The 16,767-nt window shown below is 71.2% G+C and carries 14 protein-coding genes; 10 read left to right on the top strand and 4 right to left on the bottom strand.

What is annotated here, in order from left to right:
- Nucleotides 1-65 precede the first annotated feature (65 nt).
- On the bottom strand, nucleotides 66-680 hold the full coding sequence (locus tag IDM40_RS08970) for a superoxide dismutase family protein (protein ID WP_193121465.1): 615 nt from the start codon (nucleotides 678-680) through the stop codon (nucleotides 66-68).
- Between the two features lie 275 nt (nucleotides 681-955).
- Here IDM40_RS08970 and IDM40_RS08965 point away from each other — a divergent pair, with 275 nt between their 5' ends.
- The 5 genes from IDM40_RS08965 (at nucleotide 956) to IDM40_RS08945 (ending at nucleotide 6,953) form a co-directional block, all read left to right on the top strand.
- A complete protein-coding gene (locus IDM40_RS08965) occupies nucleotides 956-2,563 on the top strand; it encodes an SLC13 family permease (protein ID WP_193121464.1) in 1,608 nt (535 codons plus the stop codon).
- 126 nt (nucleotides 2,564-2,689) lie between these two features.
- On the top strand, nucleotides 2,690-3,310 hold the full coding sequence (locus IDM40_RS08960; protein WP_193121463.1) for a YigZ family protein: 621 nt from the start codon (nucleotides 2,690-2,692) through the stop codon (nucleotides 3,308-3,310).
- Between the two features lie 140 nt (nucleotides 3,311-3,450).
- Nucleotides 3,451-4,887, top strand: a complete 1,437-nt coding sequence (locus tag IDM40_RS08955) for an outer membrane protein assembly factor BamB family protein (protein WP_193121462.1) — start codon at nucleotides 3,451-3,453, stop codon at nucleotides 4,885-4,887.
- A 59-nt stretch (nucleotides 4,888-4,946) separates the two neighbouring features.
- Nucleotides 4,947-6,179: a hypothetical protein gene (locus IDM40_RS28055; RefSeq protein WP_235997442.1), complete on the top strand. Its 1,233-nt coding sequence runs from the start codon at nucleotides 4,947-4,949 to the stop codon at nucleotides 6,177-6,179.
- Nucleotides 6,180-6,242: 63 nt separating this feature from the next.
- Nucleotides 6,243-6,953 carry an OadG family protein gene (locus IDM40_RS08945; RefSeq protein ID WP_193121461.1) on the top strand — a complete coding sequence of 237 codons (711 nt, stop codon included), beginning with the start codon at nucleotides 6,243-6,245 and terminating at the stop codon, nucleotides 6,951-6,953.
- On the opposite strand, the gene IDM40_RS08940 is transcribed toward IDM40_RS08945, so the two are convergent.
- A complete protein-coding gene (locus tag IDM40_RS08940; protein ID WP_193121460.1) occupies nucleotides 6,916-7,629 on the bottom strand; it encodes a hypothetical protein in 714 nt (237 codons plus the stop codon). The genes IDM40_RS08945 and IDM40_RS08940 overlap by 38 nt on opposite strands.
- A 197-nt stretch (nucleotides 7,630-7,826) precedes the next feature.
- Between IDM40_RS08940 and IDM40_RS08935 the strand changes: the two genes are divergently transcribed.
- The 3 genes from IDM40_RS08935 to IDM40_RS08925 all read left to right on the top strand — a co-directional run bounded on the left by IDM40_RS08935 (nucleotide 7,827) and on the right by IDM40_RS08925 (nucleotide 10,641).
- Nucleotides 7,827-8,414, top strand: coding sequence for a hypothetical protein (locus IDM40_RS08935; RefSeq protein ID WP_235997441.1), 588 nt, complete (start codon nucleotides 7,827-7,829; stop codon nucleotides 8,412-8,414).
- A 188-nt stretch (nucleotides 8,415-8,602) separates the two neighbouring features.
- A complete protein-coding gene (locus tag IDM40_RS08930; RefSeq protein ID WP_193121458.1) occupies nucleotides 8,603-10,237 on the top strand; it encodes a serine/threonine protein kinase in 1,635 nt (544 codons plus the stop codon).
- Complete coding sequence (locus IDM40_RS08925; protein ID WP_193121457.1) at nucleotides 10,237-10,641, top strand: spore-associated protein A; 405 nt, start codon at nucleotides 10,237-10,239, stop codon at nucleotides 10,639-10,641. The genes IDM40_RS08930 and IDM40_RS08925 overlap by 1 nt, the downstream gene beginning before the upstream one ends.
- Nucleotides 10,642-10,720: 79 nt before the next feature.
- Here IDM40_RS08925 and IDM40_RS08920 read toward each other — a convergent pair whose 3' ends face one another.
- Together IDM40_RS08920 and IDM40_RS08915 are read right to left on the bottom strand one after the other, a co-directional pair.
- Nucleotides 10,721-11,410, bottom strand: a complete 690-nt coding sequence (locus IDM40_RS08920; protein ID WP_193121456.1) for a hypothetical protein — start codon at nucleotides 11,408-11,410, stop codon at nucleotides 10,721-10,723.
- A 226-nt stretch (nucleotides 11,411-11,636) separates the two neighbouring features.
- A complete protein-coding gene (locus tag IDM40_RS08915) occupies nucleotides 11,637-12,308 on the bottom strand; it encodes a hypothetical protein (RefSeq protein ID WP_193121455.1) in 672 nt (223 codons plus the stop codon).
- 285 nt (nucleotides 12,309-12,593) lie between these two features.
- Here IDM40_RS08915 and IDM40_RS08910 point away from each other — a divergent pair, with 285 nt between their 5' ends.
- On the top strand, nucleotides 12,594-14,522 hold the full coding sequence (locus IDM40_RS08910; protein ID WP_193121454.1) for a methylmalonyl-CoA mutase subunit beta: 1,929 nt from the start codon (nucleotides 12,594-12,596) through the stop codon (nucleotides 14,520-14,522).
- A complete protein-coding gene (gene scpA / locus IDM40_RS08905; RefSeq protein WP_193121453.1) occupies nucleotides 14,519-16,741 on the top strand; it encodes a methylmalonyl-CoA mutase in 2,223 nt (740 codons plus the stop codon). The genes IDM40_RS08910 and scpA overlap by 4 nt, the downstream gene beginning before the upstream one ends.
- Nucleotides 16,742-16,767: the final 26 nt, after the last annotated feature.

The following is a 16,767-nucleotide window of genomic DNA, read 5'->3' as shown; positions in this document are numbered from 1 at the left end:
GGTGCCCGGGACCACGCGGCCCCGGGCACCGGTCGATCCGTCGGCGGAGCTCTCCTGCCCGCGGATCAGAACTCGACGGTCACGCAGGCCAGACGGTCGCCGGCCTGGCCCGCCTCGCCGTGGTGGGTGGCGGTGTGCTCCTCGTGCAGCACGACGGACTGCGCGTCGCCCTCGCGGAACTCCCACGGGACGGTCGCCGACACATCGGCGTTGCCGCCGCCGTCGGTGGTGAAGTCCAGCCACACCTCGTTGTCGGGGTTGGCGTACTCGGGGTCGACCGACGGGTTGTCCTCGTCGGCCTCCGGGTCGAGCTCGTCCTGGTAGTGGGGGCCGGAGTCGTCGGGGTCGTCGCCGCAGGGTTCGGTGTGCACGTGGGCGCCGAAGTCGCGGTCGGCCTCCAGCCCGGTGACGGTGACCTCGACCTGTGTCGCCTCCTCGCCGGTGCGCACCTGCACGTCGGCGGTGGCGCCCTCGGGCACGGCCTCCTCGTCGTAGGTGACCGCGCCGGCGCCCTCGCCGGGGGGAAGGAAGGTCGCGGCGGTCACGCTCGGCGAGCTCGTGGGCTCGGCGACCGACTCCTCCTCGCCGGCGGCACCGTCGGCGTCCGGGTCGCCCTCCGAGCACCCGGCGGCGAGCAGTGCGGTCAGGGCGAGGCCGGTGGCGACCTGGATCGTGCGCATGGCGGGACTCCCGGTGTCTTCTCGACGGCTGTCCGCGATGTTACCCACGGTAGGAATGACTTAACTATGGGTGCGGAAGTTCTGGCGCCGAGGCTCCGAGTGAGGGGTGTGCACCCCGTTCGGACCCTCGGGTGCGACGCTCCGGATGCTATCGGTCGCGCTCGGTGTGGCTCACGGGGGGCGGGTTGCGGTTCGGATTCGGGGTGCGAGCCGGGGTTTCGCTGCGCAAGCGGGGGTGAATTATGTAACGGATGTCACATTGAAGGGTGTGAAGCGTGAGTCAGCCATCGGATCCCCCGACGCCGGAGAACACCGAAAACAACGACAACAACGCCGGAGCAGGCGCCTCGGCCGCCGCCGAACAACCGGAACGCAACACCATCGTGCGCCGCATGATCGGCCTCTTCCTCGGCCCTCTGCTCGGACTGGCCGCCTTCCTGGCGATGCCCGAGATCCCGCTGCCCATCGAGGGCGACGACGGATCGATGATGCCGAGCGACGAACTGTCCGCCAACGCCTCCGTCGTCGCCGCGATCGCCGTCGTCATGGCCGTGTGGTGGATGACCGAGGCGCTACCGCTGCCGGCCACCGCGCTCCTGCCGCTCGCGATCTTCCCCATCGTCCTGGAGGACACCTCCATCGACGATGTCACCGCGCCCTACGCCAACGAGATCATCTTCCTGTTCATGGGCGGGTTCGTGATCGCACTGGCGATGCAGCGCTGGAACCTGCACAAACGGGTCGCGCTCGCCATCGTCGCCGCCGTGGGCACCGGGCCGGTCAGCATCATCGGCGGCTTCATGCTCGCCACCGCCTTCATCACCATGTGGGTGTCCAACACCGCGACCGCCATGATGATGATGCCCATCGGCCTCGCCGTCATCGGCCTCGTCACCCAGCTCAGGGACGGCCGCACCGACGCCAACTTCGCGACCGCCCTCATGCTGGGCATCGCCTACTCCGCTTCCATCGGCTCCGTGGCGACCCTCATCGGGACCCCGCCCAACGCCTTCATGGCCGGTTACCTCGCGCAGGAACACGACATCAGCCTCGGCTTCGGCCAGTGGATGCTCGTCGGTGCACCGCTCGCCGCGGTCTTCCTCGTCGTCTGCTGGGTCGTGCTGACCAAGTTCGTCTACCGGCCCGAGACCAAGGACCTCGGCGAGGCCCGGTCCCACATCCGGCAAGAACTGCGCGGCCTCGGCCCGATGTCGCGCGGTGAGTGGACCGTGCTCGCCGTGTTCGTGTGCACCGCCCTGGCGTGGATCTTCATCCCGCTCCTGGCCGAGACCGAGGGCATCGGCGGTGCCCTGCCCTGGCTCGCCAACTTCACCGACGGCGGGATCGCGATCGCCGCCGCCGTCATCCTGTTCATCCTCCCCGTCGACGGGCGCCGCGGCGTGCGCGCCATCGACTGGGACCAGGCGGTCAAGCTCCCGTGGGGTGTGCTGCTGCTCTTCGGCGGCGGCCTGAGCCTGTCCGCCCAGTTCGGCTCCAGCGGGCTGAGTCTGTGGGTGGGTGAGCGTGTCGAGGCGCTCGGCGGTATCCCCGGCTGGGTCTTCATTCTGCTCGTCACCGCGATCGTGCTGATCCTGACCGAGCTGACCAGCAACACGGCGACCGCCTCGATCTTCATCCCGGTGATGGCCGGTGTCGCGGTCGGTTTGGGCCTCCCGGTCCTGACACTGGTGGTGCCTGCGGCGCTCGCCGCGAGCCTGGCCTTCATGCTTCCGGTGGCCACCCCGCCGAACGCCATCGTGTTCGGTACCGGGTACGTGCGCATCGGGCAGATGGTCAAGGCCGGTCTCTGGCTGAACCTCATCGCACTGTTCCTGGTACTCGGGACCATGTACACGGCCGTGTACTGGGTCTTCGGTCTCTGACCCCGCCACGGCTCCCCGTCCCGAAGCGGGCGGGGAGCCGCCGTGTGCCGGGGCCGGGCCGGAACGGTGCGGCGGCGGGATCGGGCAGACTGGATCGAGTCCCACGACCCACGTTGAACAGGCGACATGCGAACCATCAGACGCGGCGGCGAGCACGAGACCGAGATCAAGAAGTCCCGGTTCATCTGTGCCCTGGAACGGGTGGACAGCGAGGACGCCGCCCGCGCGTTCATCGCCGACCGGCGCAAGGAGCACTGGAGCGCCAACCACAACTGCACGGCCTACGTGCTCGGCGACGACGGTTCCGTGCAGCGTTCCAGCGACGACGGGGAACCCGGGGGCACCGCGGGCGTACCGATGCTCGAGGTGCTGCGCCACCGCTCCCTCACCGACACCGTCGCCGTCGTCACCCGGTACTTCGGCGGGGTCAAGCTCGGCGCCGGCGGGCTGATCCGCGCCTACGGGAACTCGGTGTCGGCCGCCGTCGACGAGTTCGGCGTGCTGGAACGCCGTACCCTGCTGCTCGTGGACGTGCACGCCGACTACGTGCTCGGCGGGCGCCTGGAGAGCGATCTGCGCGACTCCTCCTACACCGTGCGCGAGGTCGCCTACGAAGCACGCGTACGCATCGAGGTCGCCCTGCCCGAGGACGAGCTCGACGGGTTCGCGGTGTGGCTGGCCGAGATCACCGGCGGCAAGGCCGACCACGAGGTGAAGGGCACCACGGTCGTGGAGGTCGAACCCTAGGGTCCTGCCCCGGATGCGTTGCCGCGTAGTGGATCCCCGATGAAGGGGCGGTAACGAGTGGGAACCGGTGTGTGTCCGTTCTCCGCCGAGCGGCTTAGGATTTGGCGTGTTACGTCATCGTTCGTGGGGAGTAAACGTCCATGCGCAGCGCACGCGTGCCCCTCGCCTGTGGCATCGCGATGCTGCTGGTCACCGGCTGCACGGGCGACCCCGAGCCGGCGGAACCGCAGAACGGTGAGGCCGAACCCTCGCCCCCGCCGACCGAGTTCCGGGGCGAGCTTCCCCCGGGCCTGGAGGGCGAGGTCCTGCGCCACCTGCACGGCGAGGACGCCGACGTGCACCCCATGCTCGACGACGGGCAGGGCGTGCGCATCAGCCCCGTCGACGGTGCGTTCCTCATCAGCTCCGACGGCGAGGACCGCCACCTGCTGCACGACGCCGCGACCGGCGAGACCCTGTGGGAGGGGGAGGCCGGGTTCCGCGGCTTCGCCTCCGACGCCGACGGCGACCCCGTCCTGCTCATGGCCGACACCGACGACGTGCCCTTCGTGCTCGGCCCCGACGGTGAACAGGTGTGGAGCGCCGACGACCCCGACGACGCCTACCTCGACGGGCTGGTCGTCGAGCAACCGGACGGCTGGTCGGAGGACGAGCCCGAGGGCGCCTTCACCGTCTCCGACACCGACGGCGACGAGCTGTGGAGCTACGACTTCGAGCTGCCGGAGGACACGGACGGCGACGACGAGGACGGTTCCGAGGAGGACGGCGACGGGGACACCCCCGACGACGAGGAGGACCCGCCCCTCGGCGTTCCGGTGGCCGCCTGGGACGACACCGTGCTGCTGAGCGATGGTGAGACCTCCCTGCACGCCCACTCCCTCGACGCCGACGAGGCCGGCGAGGAACTGTGGTCGGTCACCGGCGAGGACGAGGAGCTCGGCCTGCCCGACACCGCCGCCGGCGCGGTCCCGCAGATCCTCGGCCGGTACACGCTGCCCGCAGAGGACGAGGCCGCCGATGGCGAAGAGGACGACGGGGAGGCCGAGGAAGACGGCGACGAGCTGCTCCTGCTGCGGTGGGCCCAGCCCGAGGCGCCCTCCACCCTCTCCGCGCACGACCCCGCCACCGGCGAGACCGCCTGGAGCCTGCGGGAACCCGGCACCAACCCGGCCGCGGAACCCTTCGCACCGTCCGGCGCCACCGGCAGCCTCTACGACGAGGAGACCGGGACCCTGCTTCTGCAGCAGGCCAGCGGCGAGGCCTCCCTCATCGCCGTCGACCTGGCCGAGGGCGAGGAGCTCTGGGGGCTGGAGGACGACGACACCGCCATCTCCCCGGCCTTCGCCTTCGACGGGTTCGTCTACGGCGACCAGCGCGGCGACGACAACGGCAACCCGCAGCTCGTGCTCGACGCCGTCACCATGGACGTCGTCGACGACGAGCTCTCCGCCCGCGTGGAGGCCGTGACCGAGACCGGGCACGCGATCCTCGTCCAGGACCGCCAGCGCTTCGTCGTCGGCCCGCCCCCGGAGGACGGCGAGGACGAGGAGCCTTCCCCCGACGACGACCCGAGCTAGGAGCTCTTCGTGGACATGGATCTCGACCGGGTCGGGGCGCCGGTACACGGAGGTGACCGGTGAACCGTCCGCCCGACCCACGGGCCACGATCTACGTGGCCGGCGCGGAGAAGACGAAGGTCATCGGGCTCCTCGCGGCGGCTTTCTGGTCCCTGCGTGAAGGCAACCGGCTGACGAACGGCGACTTCACCGTGGAGATCCACGACAACGAAGGCCGCACGGGCCCTGCGGAACGGCAGGACGACTTCCACACTTGGCCGCTCCGAGTGGACGTCGAACCCGCGGACGGGGTGAGCCTGGACCATTCGGTCGCCAAGCTCGCGTGGAGCCTGCACAAGCTCTGGTACTTCGGGTTCTCGGCGATCGCCGTGTGCGACTTCGCCCACCTCCTGCCCTGGAACGGGGGCGTCCAGAGCCCGGAAATGCCGCCCGCACGGATTGAACACACCAAGCGGCCCCTGAACCTCGTCTGGGCCCAGGAGAGCGATCTGCACTTCCTGGACGAATTCTCGGCCGAGTTCGAGGGGGAGCCGTTCTCCGGGTACAGCGTCGACCCCGACCACGGGGAGATCGAGGTTCTGACCCTCCTCCGCGGAACCAAGGCCGGCGCTGGGTACTACGTGCGCGAAGAATCCGGGACGTTGCCGGAATTCGGGGCCTTCGCCATCGGCAACGTCTCGATCGGCGGGCTCTATGAGTGGGATGAGCACGGCCGCCTGGTCAAGGAGAGCATCAACTGGCAACCGGGGGGTGTGAGCATCGCCCGGAAGTGGGACACCGATGGCCGGCTGGTTTCGGAAAGGCGTCAGGGCGGACCGGGGATCACGAGCACTGGGGGTCTGCCGTGGTTCGGGGACCATCCGCCGCGGAACACCACCGGGTTCCATCCCACGCGCCGTATCGACTGGAACGAGACGGAACAGATGTTCGTGGTCGGCGGCGCGCCGTACTGGGGCTTCGTCGCCACGGCGGAGGACGGTGGTCGTGGACGGGTCCGCCTCGTGCTCGACGGCCGCGAGGAGGGCCCGGTGTGGGAGTGGGACCGCTCGGGTGAGCTCGTCCTGCAGGGGATGCTGCACCACGCGTACGGCAAGATCGGTCCGTGGAACGAGTGGGGCGCCCAGGCCCGCCTGGTGCGCCAGACCATCTTCGACGCCCTGGGCAACCGCATCATCGAGCGCCACTTCGACGAGGCGGGCAACATCGCCCACGAGGAGCGCAACGCCCCGACGCGTCTGTGGCGCGACCCGGCCACAGGCGAGGAGCGCCCGGCGCCCTGGCTCTGGTACTGACCCTCGGCGACCGCTCCGAGTCCTCCCTCCTCCTGCCCCGACGACCACAGCTGGGAACACCGCGTGCTCCGGATCGTGAAGATCGGCATCCCCACCGTGTTCGGTGGTGCCGTATTGATCGGCCTGCTCACCTGGGGCCTCTCCTTCCTGCCGGAGAAGGACGACGCGGACGAGGACGCACCGGCCGGCACCGCGACCGCGTCACCGGAACCGCCCGCGTCCGAGTCCGAGGAGGCCCGATTCGCCGGGTTCACCGACGAGCTCGAACAGCACCCCGTCCTGGTCCGCGGTGACCAGGACGGTGTCTTCGACGGTGACCTCCCGGACCGGATCCGTACGCACGCGGAGCAGGGCAGCGAACCGGTCCACGTCGTGGTCGGCGACTTCGAGTCCCCGCCCCACCTGGTGCCCATGCGGGCGCGCGCGGCGACCGGCCTCGGGGGGACCTTCTTCCACCTGAACTGGGACGGCGACCTCAACGCCTCCTCGGTTCAGGGCAATCAGGCGATCGAACTGGCCGAGTGGAGCTCCGAGGCGGAGGGTGAGCAATACCCGCCCGAAGAGCTCCTGCGCCAGTCGGTGCAGCTGTACGTGCACCCCGCCCTGGAGCAGATGCACCGGGACGGGGCCGAGTGGGACCGCAGGCACGGCGGGCCCAGCTCCGAGGACGTGCTGATGGAGTTCATCCTGCGGAGCTCGGCCGTGCTCATGGCGCTGGCCTTCGCCCTGGGACTGGTCAAGGCCGTGTGGAACCGGGCGCACACCGGGCTGTGACCGGCCTCGGGGCCCCCGCTTCCGGACTGCGGGCACGCGCCCCGGCCGCCATCCGGTCGAGGACGATCAAGGTGCGCTCGATACGGTGCTCCTCGCGTTGGGCACTGGTCCAGGCGCCGACCGCACGGCTGTTGCGTGCGTATTCGCCTTCCGCGCGCCGTTTTTTCGGGCGGTCGCGCCCTTCGGCCAGGTAGTGGATGCGGCGCTGCCCCCATGCGGCGCGTTCGACGAGGCGGGCGGCCCTGCGCCGCTCCCGGGCAGTGCCGTGATCCTCCACGGTGCCGGCGTAGCCGTGCACGAGCTCCATGTGGCCGTCGAGGATCCGGGCGACCCCGCCGGTCTCGGCCAACATGCGTCCGGCGTCCCAGCCCGGCCGGGTGTACTTCTGGCTCGTGCTGGTGGCCAGGTATCGCGGGTAGTGCCCGGCCCGCCAGACCAACGGCATGAGCACGAGCGCGGCGACCAGCTGCAGGAGGACCATCAGCGGGAACGCCGGGCTGCCCGGCTCGAAGACCCCTTCCCACTTCGGGGCCGACGCCAGCGCCAGGAGAGGTAGAAGGAAACCGAACATCCCCAGCGGCCACGACACGTACGGCCGGTCCTGGACCCAGTTGTTGATCCGGAACCGCCGCGACCGCGCCTCCCGGCGCGGCAGACTCAGGGGTTCAGCCTCCACCGTGTCCTCTTCCACCCGCTCGCTCCCGATCGACCGCCCCAGCACATCATGGTGTGCTGGGGTCCGGAACGGGTCACCGGAAGCCGGGTTCCCGCCCCGGCACCGAGTATTCCTAGGATTGACCGGTCCCCGGAACTGCCCACGGCCCCCACCGTCCCGGGCGGCTCCACTGCTGTTCGATCCCCATGGAACCCCTGATGAACCAACCTGCCCAGAATCCCCAGCAGTCCCAGACCGCCGACAACGGCGTCCGCCACGAGGCCAGTGTCGTCACCAACCCGATCTACCGCCTCGGCGGGCAGATCGCCGCCGCGCTGTTCTTCCTGGCAGGCACGTACGTCGTGTTCACCGACGACGACGCGCCCTGGTGGTTCATGCTCTTCGTCATCTTCGTCTCGGTGATGCTCCTGGGCGTGATGCTGGTCTGCACCGCCGTCGAGGTGAAACTGAAGCGCGGCGTTCTCGAGGTCAGCAACGGGCGCCGCACCTTCAAGGTCCCGACCCGCGCGATCGCCTACATCGGCCGTGCCGAGTTCACCCGGCGCGACGTGTGGCGCATGGGCCCCAACCTCACCAACGGGAAGCAGGGCACGGGCATCGAGATCGTCACCGGCGACCGCAAGTACATCACCGCACGGTGCGACAGCATGGACGAGCTCTTCCCCGCGCTCGTCGAGGAGGGTATGGACCCCCGTGCCCTGCAGACCCCGTTCCCGGTCGACGCCGTCAAGTACAAGCACGCCGCCTCGGTCCAGCGCGAGCAGCGCAACGGACAGCACGGCTGAGCCCCGGAAGCCCCGCGCCTGACGGCCGGAACCGGCCACACCCGGGGCTCCGGGCCGCGGTGCGTGGGAGGGTGGCCGGGCTCCGGGCCGCGTCTGCAGTTGGCTACGATGCTGTCGCCGGACCGCTCTGTCCGGGACGACCGGCTTCCCCCGGTGCCCTCCGACCAACCCCCGCATCTGTGAGACCCATGAGCCTTGTCCACACCTCCGTGCAGATGCCTGCGACGGCCACCGACCTGACCCCCGGTGACCCCGCTGACATCGGCCCCTACCGCCTGGTCAAGCGCCTGGGGGCTGGGGGCATGGGGGTCGTGTACGCGGCGCAGGGGCCTGACGGTGCCCTGGTCGCGGTCAAGGTGATCCACCCCGAGTACGCCACCGACCCGGAGTTCCGGAGCCGGTTCACCCGCGAGGTCGAGATGCTCTCCCGGGTGGGCGGTGCCTGCGCGGTGCCCCTGTTGGATGCCGACACCGACAGTGACCGTCCCTGGTTGGCGACCCCTCTGGTGCGGGGGCTGACCCTGAACTCCTACCTTCGGGAGAACAAGGGTCCGCTGCCGGAGGCGCTCCTCCACGGGGTCGCGGTGGGCATCGCCGAGGCACTGGCGCAGATCCACGAAGCTGGCGTGGTCCACCGCGACCTCAAGCCGGCCAACATCGTGATGTCCCCCGAAGGGCCGCGGGTACTCGACTTCGGTATCGCGCGGGCGCTCGACCAGACCGCGCTGACCCGTACGGGTTCCGTGCTGGGCTCGTCGGGGTGGATCAGCCCGGCGCACTACCGGGGCGAGCCGGTGAGCACCGCCGACGACATCTTCGCCTGGGGCGCCCTGGTCGTCTACGCCGCCACGGGCCGGCCGCCCTTCGGCGGAGGTGACCCCGCGGCCGTCGCCCACCGTGTGATGAGCGGTGAGCCCGACATGGAGGGGTTCACCGGACCGCTCGCCGACCTGGCCGCACGGGCCCTGGCCAAGGACGCGTCGCAGCGGCCCAGCGCCATGGCCCTGGTCATCGCGGTGATGCAGCTCGCCCGTCTGGGACGGCCCCTGGAACCCATCGAGTCGCCCGTGGCGGCGGGCAGCGCTGTGGCCGCCTCCCTGCACGCCACGTGGCACGGGGTGCGGACCCCCGAGGAACACACCGTCGCGGTGCCGAAGCGGTCCCGCACGCGGCGTAAGGGCCGCATGGCCGCCGCGGTGGCGGCCGTCCTGCTGCTGTTCGCCGCAGTGGGGGTGGGGGCCGCGGCCGCCTCGGGCCATCTCGGGTCCCTGCCGGTGGCGGCCTGGTTCGGGGGCCAGGACAGCGGTTCGGAGGGCAGCGGTTCCGGAACCGAACCCGACGAGGAGGGTGCCGTCACTGCCTCGGAAGGGCCTTCGGAGGGTCCCTCCGACACCGCCGAAGGCGGAGGGGCGACCCAAGAGGCCTCTGAGGACCCGGAGGACGAGGACGGCGGCTCCGACCCGGTCACCACCGTCGCGACGGTCGGCGCGGGTGTGAACGCGGGTGGGTCGCCGCCGTCGGGCACCCACGTGGTCGCGTTCCAGCCGGCCAACGGCAGTGGCATGTACGGCGTGGCCGACGACGCCACCGTGATGTGCGCGTGGAGCTTCTGCCAGGCGGAGGGCGGCAGTGTCGGCAACGGTGACGCCGGCACGGTGGCTTCCACCCCGAGTGATCTGACCGGCTATGTCAACACCGGGACCAGGACCATCTCAGCTGAGGTCACCTACACCGAGGACGCCGACGGGACCGTCACCATCACCGAGATCGTCGAGCACCACGAAAACAGCGGCACCGGAACCCCGCCCTGGGAGGCGCAGTAGTGCACAGCCCCCTCATACGCCGGCTCTCCTTCGGGGTCGCCCTCGCGGCGGCCTCGGTGTTTGCCAACACATCCCCCGCCCTGGCCTCGGCGCCCTACAACGGCGTCTGCGGGGACGGCTACAACGTGGTGAACAGCGCCGCGATCCCCGGCGGCACCGTCTACCTCACCTACAACAACGACAACGGCGAGAACTGCGTGGTCGTGATCCGGGAGGACGTGGGCGCTGAGATGCCGATGGACGCCGTACTCAAGGCGGGTTCGCAGGCCGAGTGGGAACGCGACCCGGGGGAGTGGACGACCTACGCCGGGCCCGTGTACCTGGAGGCCGCGGGCGAGTGCGTCGACTGGGGCGGCACCATCGGTGACGAATGGGTCGTGCGCAACGGCACCAACTGCGGGTGAGCCCGGCCCCGGGCACGGGGGACCCCGGGAACAGGAACGGCCCCGCCGTGGGGCGGGGCCGTCGCGCTGAGGTCCGGGATCAGTGGTCGCGCGTGGCGGTCACGGTCCCGTAGGTGGTTACGTCGACGGTGTAGTCGAGCTCCTCGCCGTCGGCGTCGAGCGCCTTGCACTGGGCGACGTCGTCGGTGTCCAGCGGCGTGCGCACGACCTCGTCCATGTCGCAGCGCACCTCCTCGGCCTCGGCCGAGTAACGGACGGCGTCCTCGGCGGCCTCCCGCACGAGCGGGCCCTCGGGCAGCTCCGCCTGGTAGTTGACGATGAAGCCGCCGCCACCCTCCATGGTGACCTCGTAGTCGTAGTCCTCACCGAAGTAGGTGACGGTGCAGGTGACCTGCTCACCCTCGTCGCCCTCGATGTCGGGGCACTGCCAGTCGGCGTCCTCGTCCACGACCACGGCCATCTCGGCGACGTCCTTGAAGGCCGCCCACGCGATCTGGTCGGAGAGCTCCTGCTCGCTGTCGGGCTCCTCGTCGGGCAGGTCCTCCTCGTCGAGGCGGGGCGGGTCGGTCGGGACCTCGGCCTTGTTCCACCCGTCGCCGCCGGAGTCGGCCTCGGTGTCCGCGTCCTCTTCCTCTTCGACGGCGGCCTCCTCGGCGGCGCCGTCGTCGGGCTCGACGGACTCGTCGGCACCGCAGGCGGCCAGGGCCAGGGCGGATCCGGCGGCGGCCAGCCCGAGGGCGAGGCGGTGGCGGCGTGCGGACTGGATCATGGGGGACCTCTCGTTGTCTTGCGAAGGGGATGGAACGGGGGCCGGCGAGCGGGGTGCCGCCGGGACGGCCGCGGTGGGTGCGGCGGTCGGTGTGCGGCCGAACCGGTGACCGGGTCACGGGCCGGCCGCACGGGCCAGGTTAGTTTCCGGGGTTCCCCTGCGTTGATGCAGGGTGGGGGTGGTGCACCCCGGGCCGGTGGTCGGGCGCCACCGAAGCGCTCAGGGCTCAGCCGTAGTCCGGTGCGACGACGATCCCGCCGGACATGTGCGGAGCGACCGCCCACTCCTCGGCCTCGTCGTCGACGAGGGCGTGGCACGCGATGTCGAGCTGGTCCCGTTCGTCCACCGGGACGGGCTCCACCTCCTCCATGTCGCAGTGCACGTCCTCGGTCTCTGCCTGGTGGCGGATCGAGTCCTCCACGTGGTCGCGCACCACCGGCATTTCCGACAGCCCGCTCTGGTACTGGGTCGTGAAGTCCCCGACCTCGCCGAGCACCACGTCGTAGTCGAAGTCCTCACCCAGGAACGTGACGGTGCAGGTGAACTCCTCGCCCTCCTCGTGCTGGAAGTCCGGGCACTCCGTGGCGGCCTCCGGGTCCACCACGCCTGCCATGCGGGTGAGCTCCTCGGTGGCGCGCGCACCCAGAGTTTCGGTGAGTTCGTCGCCGCGCTCCTCCAGGATCGCCTGGAGCTCTTCCTCGGGGACGCCGGGTTCCTCGGCGGGGATCTCGGCGTTGCGCCACTCGATCGAGTCGACGGTCGCCTCCTGCTGCTCTTCCTCGGGGGCGGCGCCGTTCTCGTCGGGGGACTCGTCGGCGCCGCAGGCGGCCAGGGCCAGGGCGGCTCCGACGGCCGTCAGGGCCAGGGGCAGGCGGTGACGGTGTGCGGGGGTCGTCATGCTCGTGTTTCGTCTCTCGGTCGCGGGGGTGTTCCGGGGCGGGCCCAGGGCCTGCTTGTGGCCCTGGCGAGGCATCGAGGTCGGCCTCTTCGGGCCCGCGGCGTGGTGTGGGACCCCCGAACACGCGGTTCGGTTGACCCGCAGCGGGTATGACGCGTCCCACTTCCCGGGGGCGGCCGCAGGCCGTGCACACGCGGGTCGTCCGGCGCACGGGTGGCCTGCGCGACGGCGTCAGCAGTGACCCCGAGCACCCGAAACCGAACGTGATTCTCTACCATCCGGAGTATGGACCTCCCTGAGAGCGGGGCAGCCGCAGCGGGCGCCCCCAACCTGGCCGAAGGGTTCCCCGAAGCCACGACCGCGCAGTGGCGGGAACTCGTCGCGGGTGTGCTGCGCAAGAGCGGCGTCGACGAGGAACGGCTCACCGACGCACCGGAGGCGGTGCTGGCCGCCACCTCCTACGACGGGTTCGGGATCGACCCCCTCCACACCTCACAGCCGCCCGCCGCCGACCCCGGTTTCCCGGGCGCCGCCCCCTTCACACGGGGTTACCGCGCCGGCGGGAACGTCACCACCGGTTGGGACGTGCGCGCCCGCCACACCGACGCGGACCCGGCGGTCCTGCGCCGCCGCGTGCTCGCCGACCTCATGAACGGCGCCGCGTCCCTGTGGATCTCCGTGGGAGGCGAGGGCCTGCCCGCCGACCGCCTCGGCGAGGCCCTCACCGACGTCCACCTCGACCTCGCGCCGGTCCTGCTGTCCGCCGGCCACGAGTACGCCGAGGCCGCCGACGCCCTCCTCACCGCGCACGCCGACGCCGAGGTCCCCGACGGGCGTGTCATCTCCCACCTGGGCATCGACCCGCTGGGCACCGCCGCGCGCACCGGCGAGGCCTGCGACGTGGACGAGCCCGTGCGCTTCGCCGTCGACCGCGCGCGCGAACGTCCCCACCTGGGCCTCCTCGTCGCCGACGGCACCCCCGTGCACGGTGCCGGGGGATCGGACGCCCAGGAACTCGGGTGGGCGATCGCCGCCGGAACCGCGTACCTGCGCGCGCTCCACGAGGCCGGCCTCGACCCGGAGGACGCCGCGGGCCGCATCGAGTTCCGACTCGCCGTGGGCGCCGACCAGTTCGCCGGCATCGCCAAGCTCCGCGCGGCCCGTGCCACGTGGAACCAGGTCCTGGCCGCCGGCGGGATCGACCCGCGCCACCGCACCATGCGTATCCACGCCACCACGTCCGAGGCGATGATGACCCGCCGCGACCCGCACGTGAACATGCTGCGCACCACCGTGGCCTGCTTCGCCGCCGGGATCGGGGGAGCCGACGCCGTCACCGTGGAACCCTTCGACTCCGCCGTGGGCCTGCCCGACGACTTCGCGCGCCGCATCGCCCGCAACACCCAGGCGATCCTGCAGGAGGAGTCGAACCTGGCGCGTGTGATCGACCCGGCCGGGGGCTCCTTCTACGTCGAGGCGCTCACCAAGGACCTCTACGAGGCGGCCTGGGCGTTCCTGCGCCGCATCGAGGCCGCCGGGGGTGCCGCCCGCGCCCTCGACGAGGGTGTGCTGCGCGCCGGGGTCGACGACGTGTGGCAGCGCCGGCGTTCCGACATCGCCCACCGCCGTGCCCCGCTCACCGGGGTCAGCGAGTTTCCCGACGCCGCCGAGACCCCGCTGGAACGCCCCACCGACCCGTCCCGCACACCCGTGCCGTCCGGCCTCCCCGAACGCCGCTACGCCCAGGAGTTCGAGGCGCTGCGCGACCGCTCCGACACCCAGGAGCGCACGACCGGGCAGCGCCCCACCGCGTTCCTGGCCACGCTCGGTCCCGTCGCCGCGCACACGGCCCGCGCCTCGTTCGCCACGAACCTGCTGGCCGCCGGGGGTGTGGCCGCCGTCGAACCCGGTCCGCTGGAGGGCACCGAGGCCGCCGCGCACGCCTTCGCCGAGTCCGGCGCGCGCATCGCGGTCCTGTGCGGCTCCGACGAGCTCTACGCCGAGCACGCCGAGGACACCGCCCGGGCCCTCAAGGGGGCCGGGGCACGCCGGGTGCTGCTCGCCGGCAAACCCCGCGACGTGTACCGCCAGGCCGGGGTGGACGGTTTCGCCCACCAGGGGTGCGACGCCGTGGAGATCCTGACCGACCTCGTGGACCTGCTGCACACCGACCCGCCGGCACAGCCCGCGCGTGAACAGGGGGAAAAGGCATGATCCCGGACCTGTCCCAGGTGGCCGCGGAGCCGCCCGAGTTCTCCGGTTCCGCCGAGGGCGCCGCCGACTGGAACGCCGCCGTCGAGGCCGGCACCGGCAAGGCCCCCGACGCGCTCGAGTGGGAGACCCCCGAGGGCATCGGCGTCAAACCCCTGTACACCCCCGCCGACCGCGAGGGCCTGGACTTCGTCGACGGCCTGCCGGGCATCGCCCCGTACCTGCGGGGCCCGTACCCGACCATGTACGTCAACCAGCCGTGGACGGTCCGCCAGTACGCCGGGTTCTCCACCGCGCAGGAGTCCAACGCCTTCTACCGGCGCAACCTCGCCGCCGGGCAGAAGGGCCTGTCGGTCGCCTTCGACCTGGCCACCCACCGCGGTTACGACTCCGACCACCCGCGGGTGTCCGGCGACGTCGGCATGGCGGGCGTGGCCATCGACTCCATCTACGACATGCGCCAGCTGTTCGACGGGATCCCGTTGGACCGCATGAGCGTGTCCATGACCATGAACGGTGCGGTGCTGCCGGTCCTGGCGCTCTACATCGTCGCCGCCGAGGAGCAGGGTGTTCCCCCCGAGAAGCTGTCGGGGACCATCCAGAACGACATCCTCAAGGAGTTCATGGTCCGCAACACCTACATCTATCCGCCGCAGCCGTCGATGCGGATCATCTCCGACATCTTCGCCTACACCTCGCAGCGGATGCCGCGGTTCAACTCCATCTCGATCTCCGGCTACCACATGCAGGAGGCCGGGGCCACGGCCGACCTCGAGCTGGCCTACACCCTCGCCGACGGGGTCGAGTACATCCGCGCCGGCCAGAGCTCGGGCCTGGACGTGGACGTGTTCGCGCCGCGCCTGTCGTTCTTCTGGGCGATCGGCATGAACTTCTTCATGGAGGTCGCCAAGCTGCGTGCCGCCCGCCTGCTGTGGGCGCGGCTCGTGCGCGACCTGGGCGGCACGAAGCCGAAGTCGCTGAGCCTGCGCACCCACTCGCAGACCTCCGGGTGGTCGCTGACCGCGCAGGACGTGTTCAACAACGTCACCCGCACGTGTGTGGAGGCGATGGCCGCGACCCAGGGCCACACCCAGTCGCTGCACACCAACGCCCTGGACGAGGCGCTGGCCCTGCCCACCGACTTCTCCGCGCGCATCGCCCGCAACACCCAGCTCCTGCTGCAGCAGGAGTCGGGGACCACCCGCACGGTCGACCCGTGGGGCGGCAGTTACTACGTCGAGCGCCTCACCCAGGAGCTGGCCGCCAAGGCGTGGGAGCACATCCAGGAGGTCGAGAAGGCCGGGGGCATGGCCGCGGCGATCGACGCGGGCCTGCCGAAGATGCGCATCGAGGAGGCGGCCGCCCGCACCCAGGCGCGCATCGACTCCGGACGCCAGCCGGTCATCGGCGTCAACAAGTACCGGCCCGACACCCCCGACGACATCGAGGTCCTCAAGGTCGACAACTCGCGGGTGCGCGCCGAACAGCTCGAGAAGCTGGAACGCCTGCGCGCCGAACGCGACGACGAGGCCGTGACCGCGGCCCTGAACGCGCTGTCCGAGGCGGCCTCGCGCGAGTCGAAGGCCGACGAGAGCCTGGAGTCCAACCTGCTCGCCGCCGCCGTGGACGCCGCGCGCGCCAAGGCCACGGTCGGTGAGATCTCCGACGCCATGGAGAAGGTCTTCGGCCGCCACTCGGGGCAGATCCGTACCATCCAGGGTGTGTACAAGGACGAGGCGGCGCACAGCAGCGACACCGCGGGGCTCATGGACCGGGTCACGCAGCGGGTCTCCGACTTCGCCGAGGCCGAGGGACGGCGCCCCCGCATCCTGGTCGCCAAGATGGGCCAGGACGGGCACGACCGCGGACAGAAGGTCATCGCGACCGCCTTCGCCGACCTGGGTTTCGACGTCGACGTGGGTCCCCTCTTCCAGACGCCGGAGGAGGTCGCGACCCAGGCGGCGGAGTCCGACGTGCACGTGATCGGGGTGTCGTCCCTGGCCGCGGGGCACCTGACCCTGGTTCCGGCCCTGCGCGAGGAGCTGGCGAAGCTGGACCGCCCCGACATCATGGTCGTGGTGGGCGGTGTGATCCCGCCGGACGACGTCGAGGCCCTGCACGAGGCCGGTGCCGCCGCGGTGTTCCCGCCCGGGACCGTCATCGCCGAGGCCGCGGTCGACCTGCTCGACCAGCTGGACCAGCAGGCCGAGGAGCAGGCCTGAACACCCCGCGTCCGAACGGCAGGGGC

It is taken from the genome of Nocardiopsis coralli (genome assembly GCF_014892575.1).
In the GTDB taxonomy this organism is placed as follows: domain Bacteria; phylum Actinomycetota; class Actinomycetes; order Streptosporangiales; family Streptosporangiaceae; genus Nocardiopsis; species Nocardiopsis coralli.
Note: the sequence above shows the minus strand (reverse complement) of the source record. Positions and strands in the feature narration are given on the sequence as shown.

Coding starts and splice junctions, on each gene's coding strand:
- IDM40_RS08970 (WP_193121465.1), bottom strand. CDS start 680: ATGCGCACGATCCAGGTCGCCACCGGCCTCGCCCTGACCGCACTGCTC.
- IDM40_RS08960 (WP_193121463.1), top strand. CDS start 2,690: ATGCGAACCATCAGACGCGGCGGCGAGCACGAGACCGAGATCAAGAAG.
- IDM40_RS08955 (WP_193121462.1), top strand. CDS start 3,451: ATGCGCAGCGCACGCGTGCCCCTCGCCTGTGGCATCGCGATGCTGCTG.
- IDM40_RS08935 (WP_235997441.1), top strand. CDS start 7,827: ATGAACCAACCTGCCCAGAATCCCCAGCAGTCCCAGACCGCCGACAAC.
- IDM40_RS08930 (WP_193121458.1), top strand. CDS start 8,603: ATGAGCCTTGTCCACACCTCCGTGCAGATGCCTGCGACGGCCACCGAC.
- IDM40_RS08920 (WP_193121456.1), bottom strand. CDS start 11,410: ATGATCCAGTCCGCACGCCGCCACCGCCTCGCCCTCGGGCTGGCCGCC.
- IDM40_RS08915 (WP_193121455.1), bottom strand. CDS start 12,308: ATGACGACCCCCGCACACCGTCACCGCCTGCCCCTGGCCCTGACGGCC.
- IDM40_RS08910 (WP_193121454.1), top strand. CDS start 12,594: ATGGACCTCCCTGAGAGCGGGGCAGCCGCAGCGGGCGCCCCCAACCTG.
- scpA (WP_193121453.1), top strand. CDS start 14,519: ATGATCCCGGACCTGTCCCAGGTGGCCGCGGAGCCGCCCGAGTTCTCC.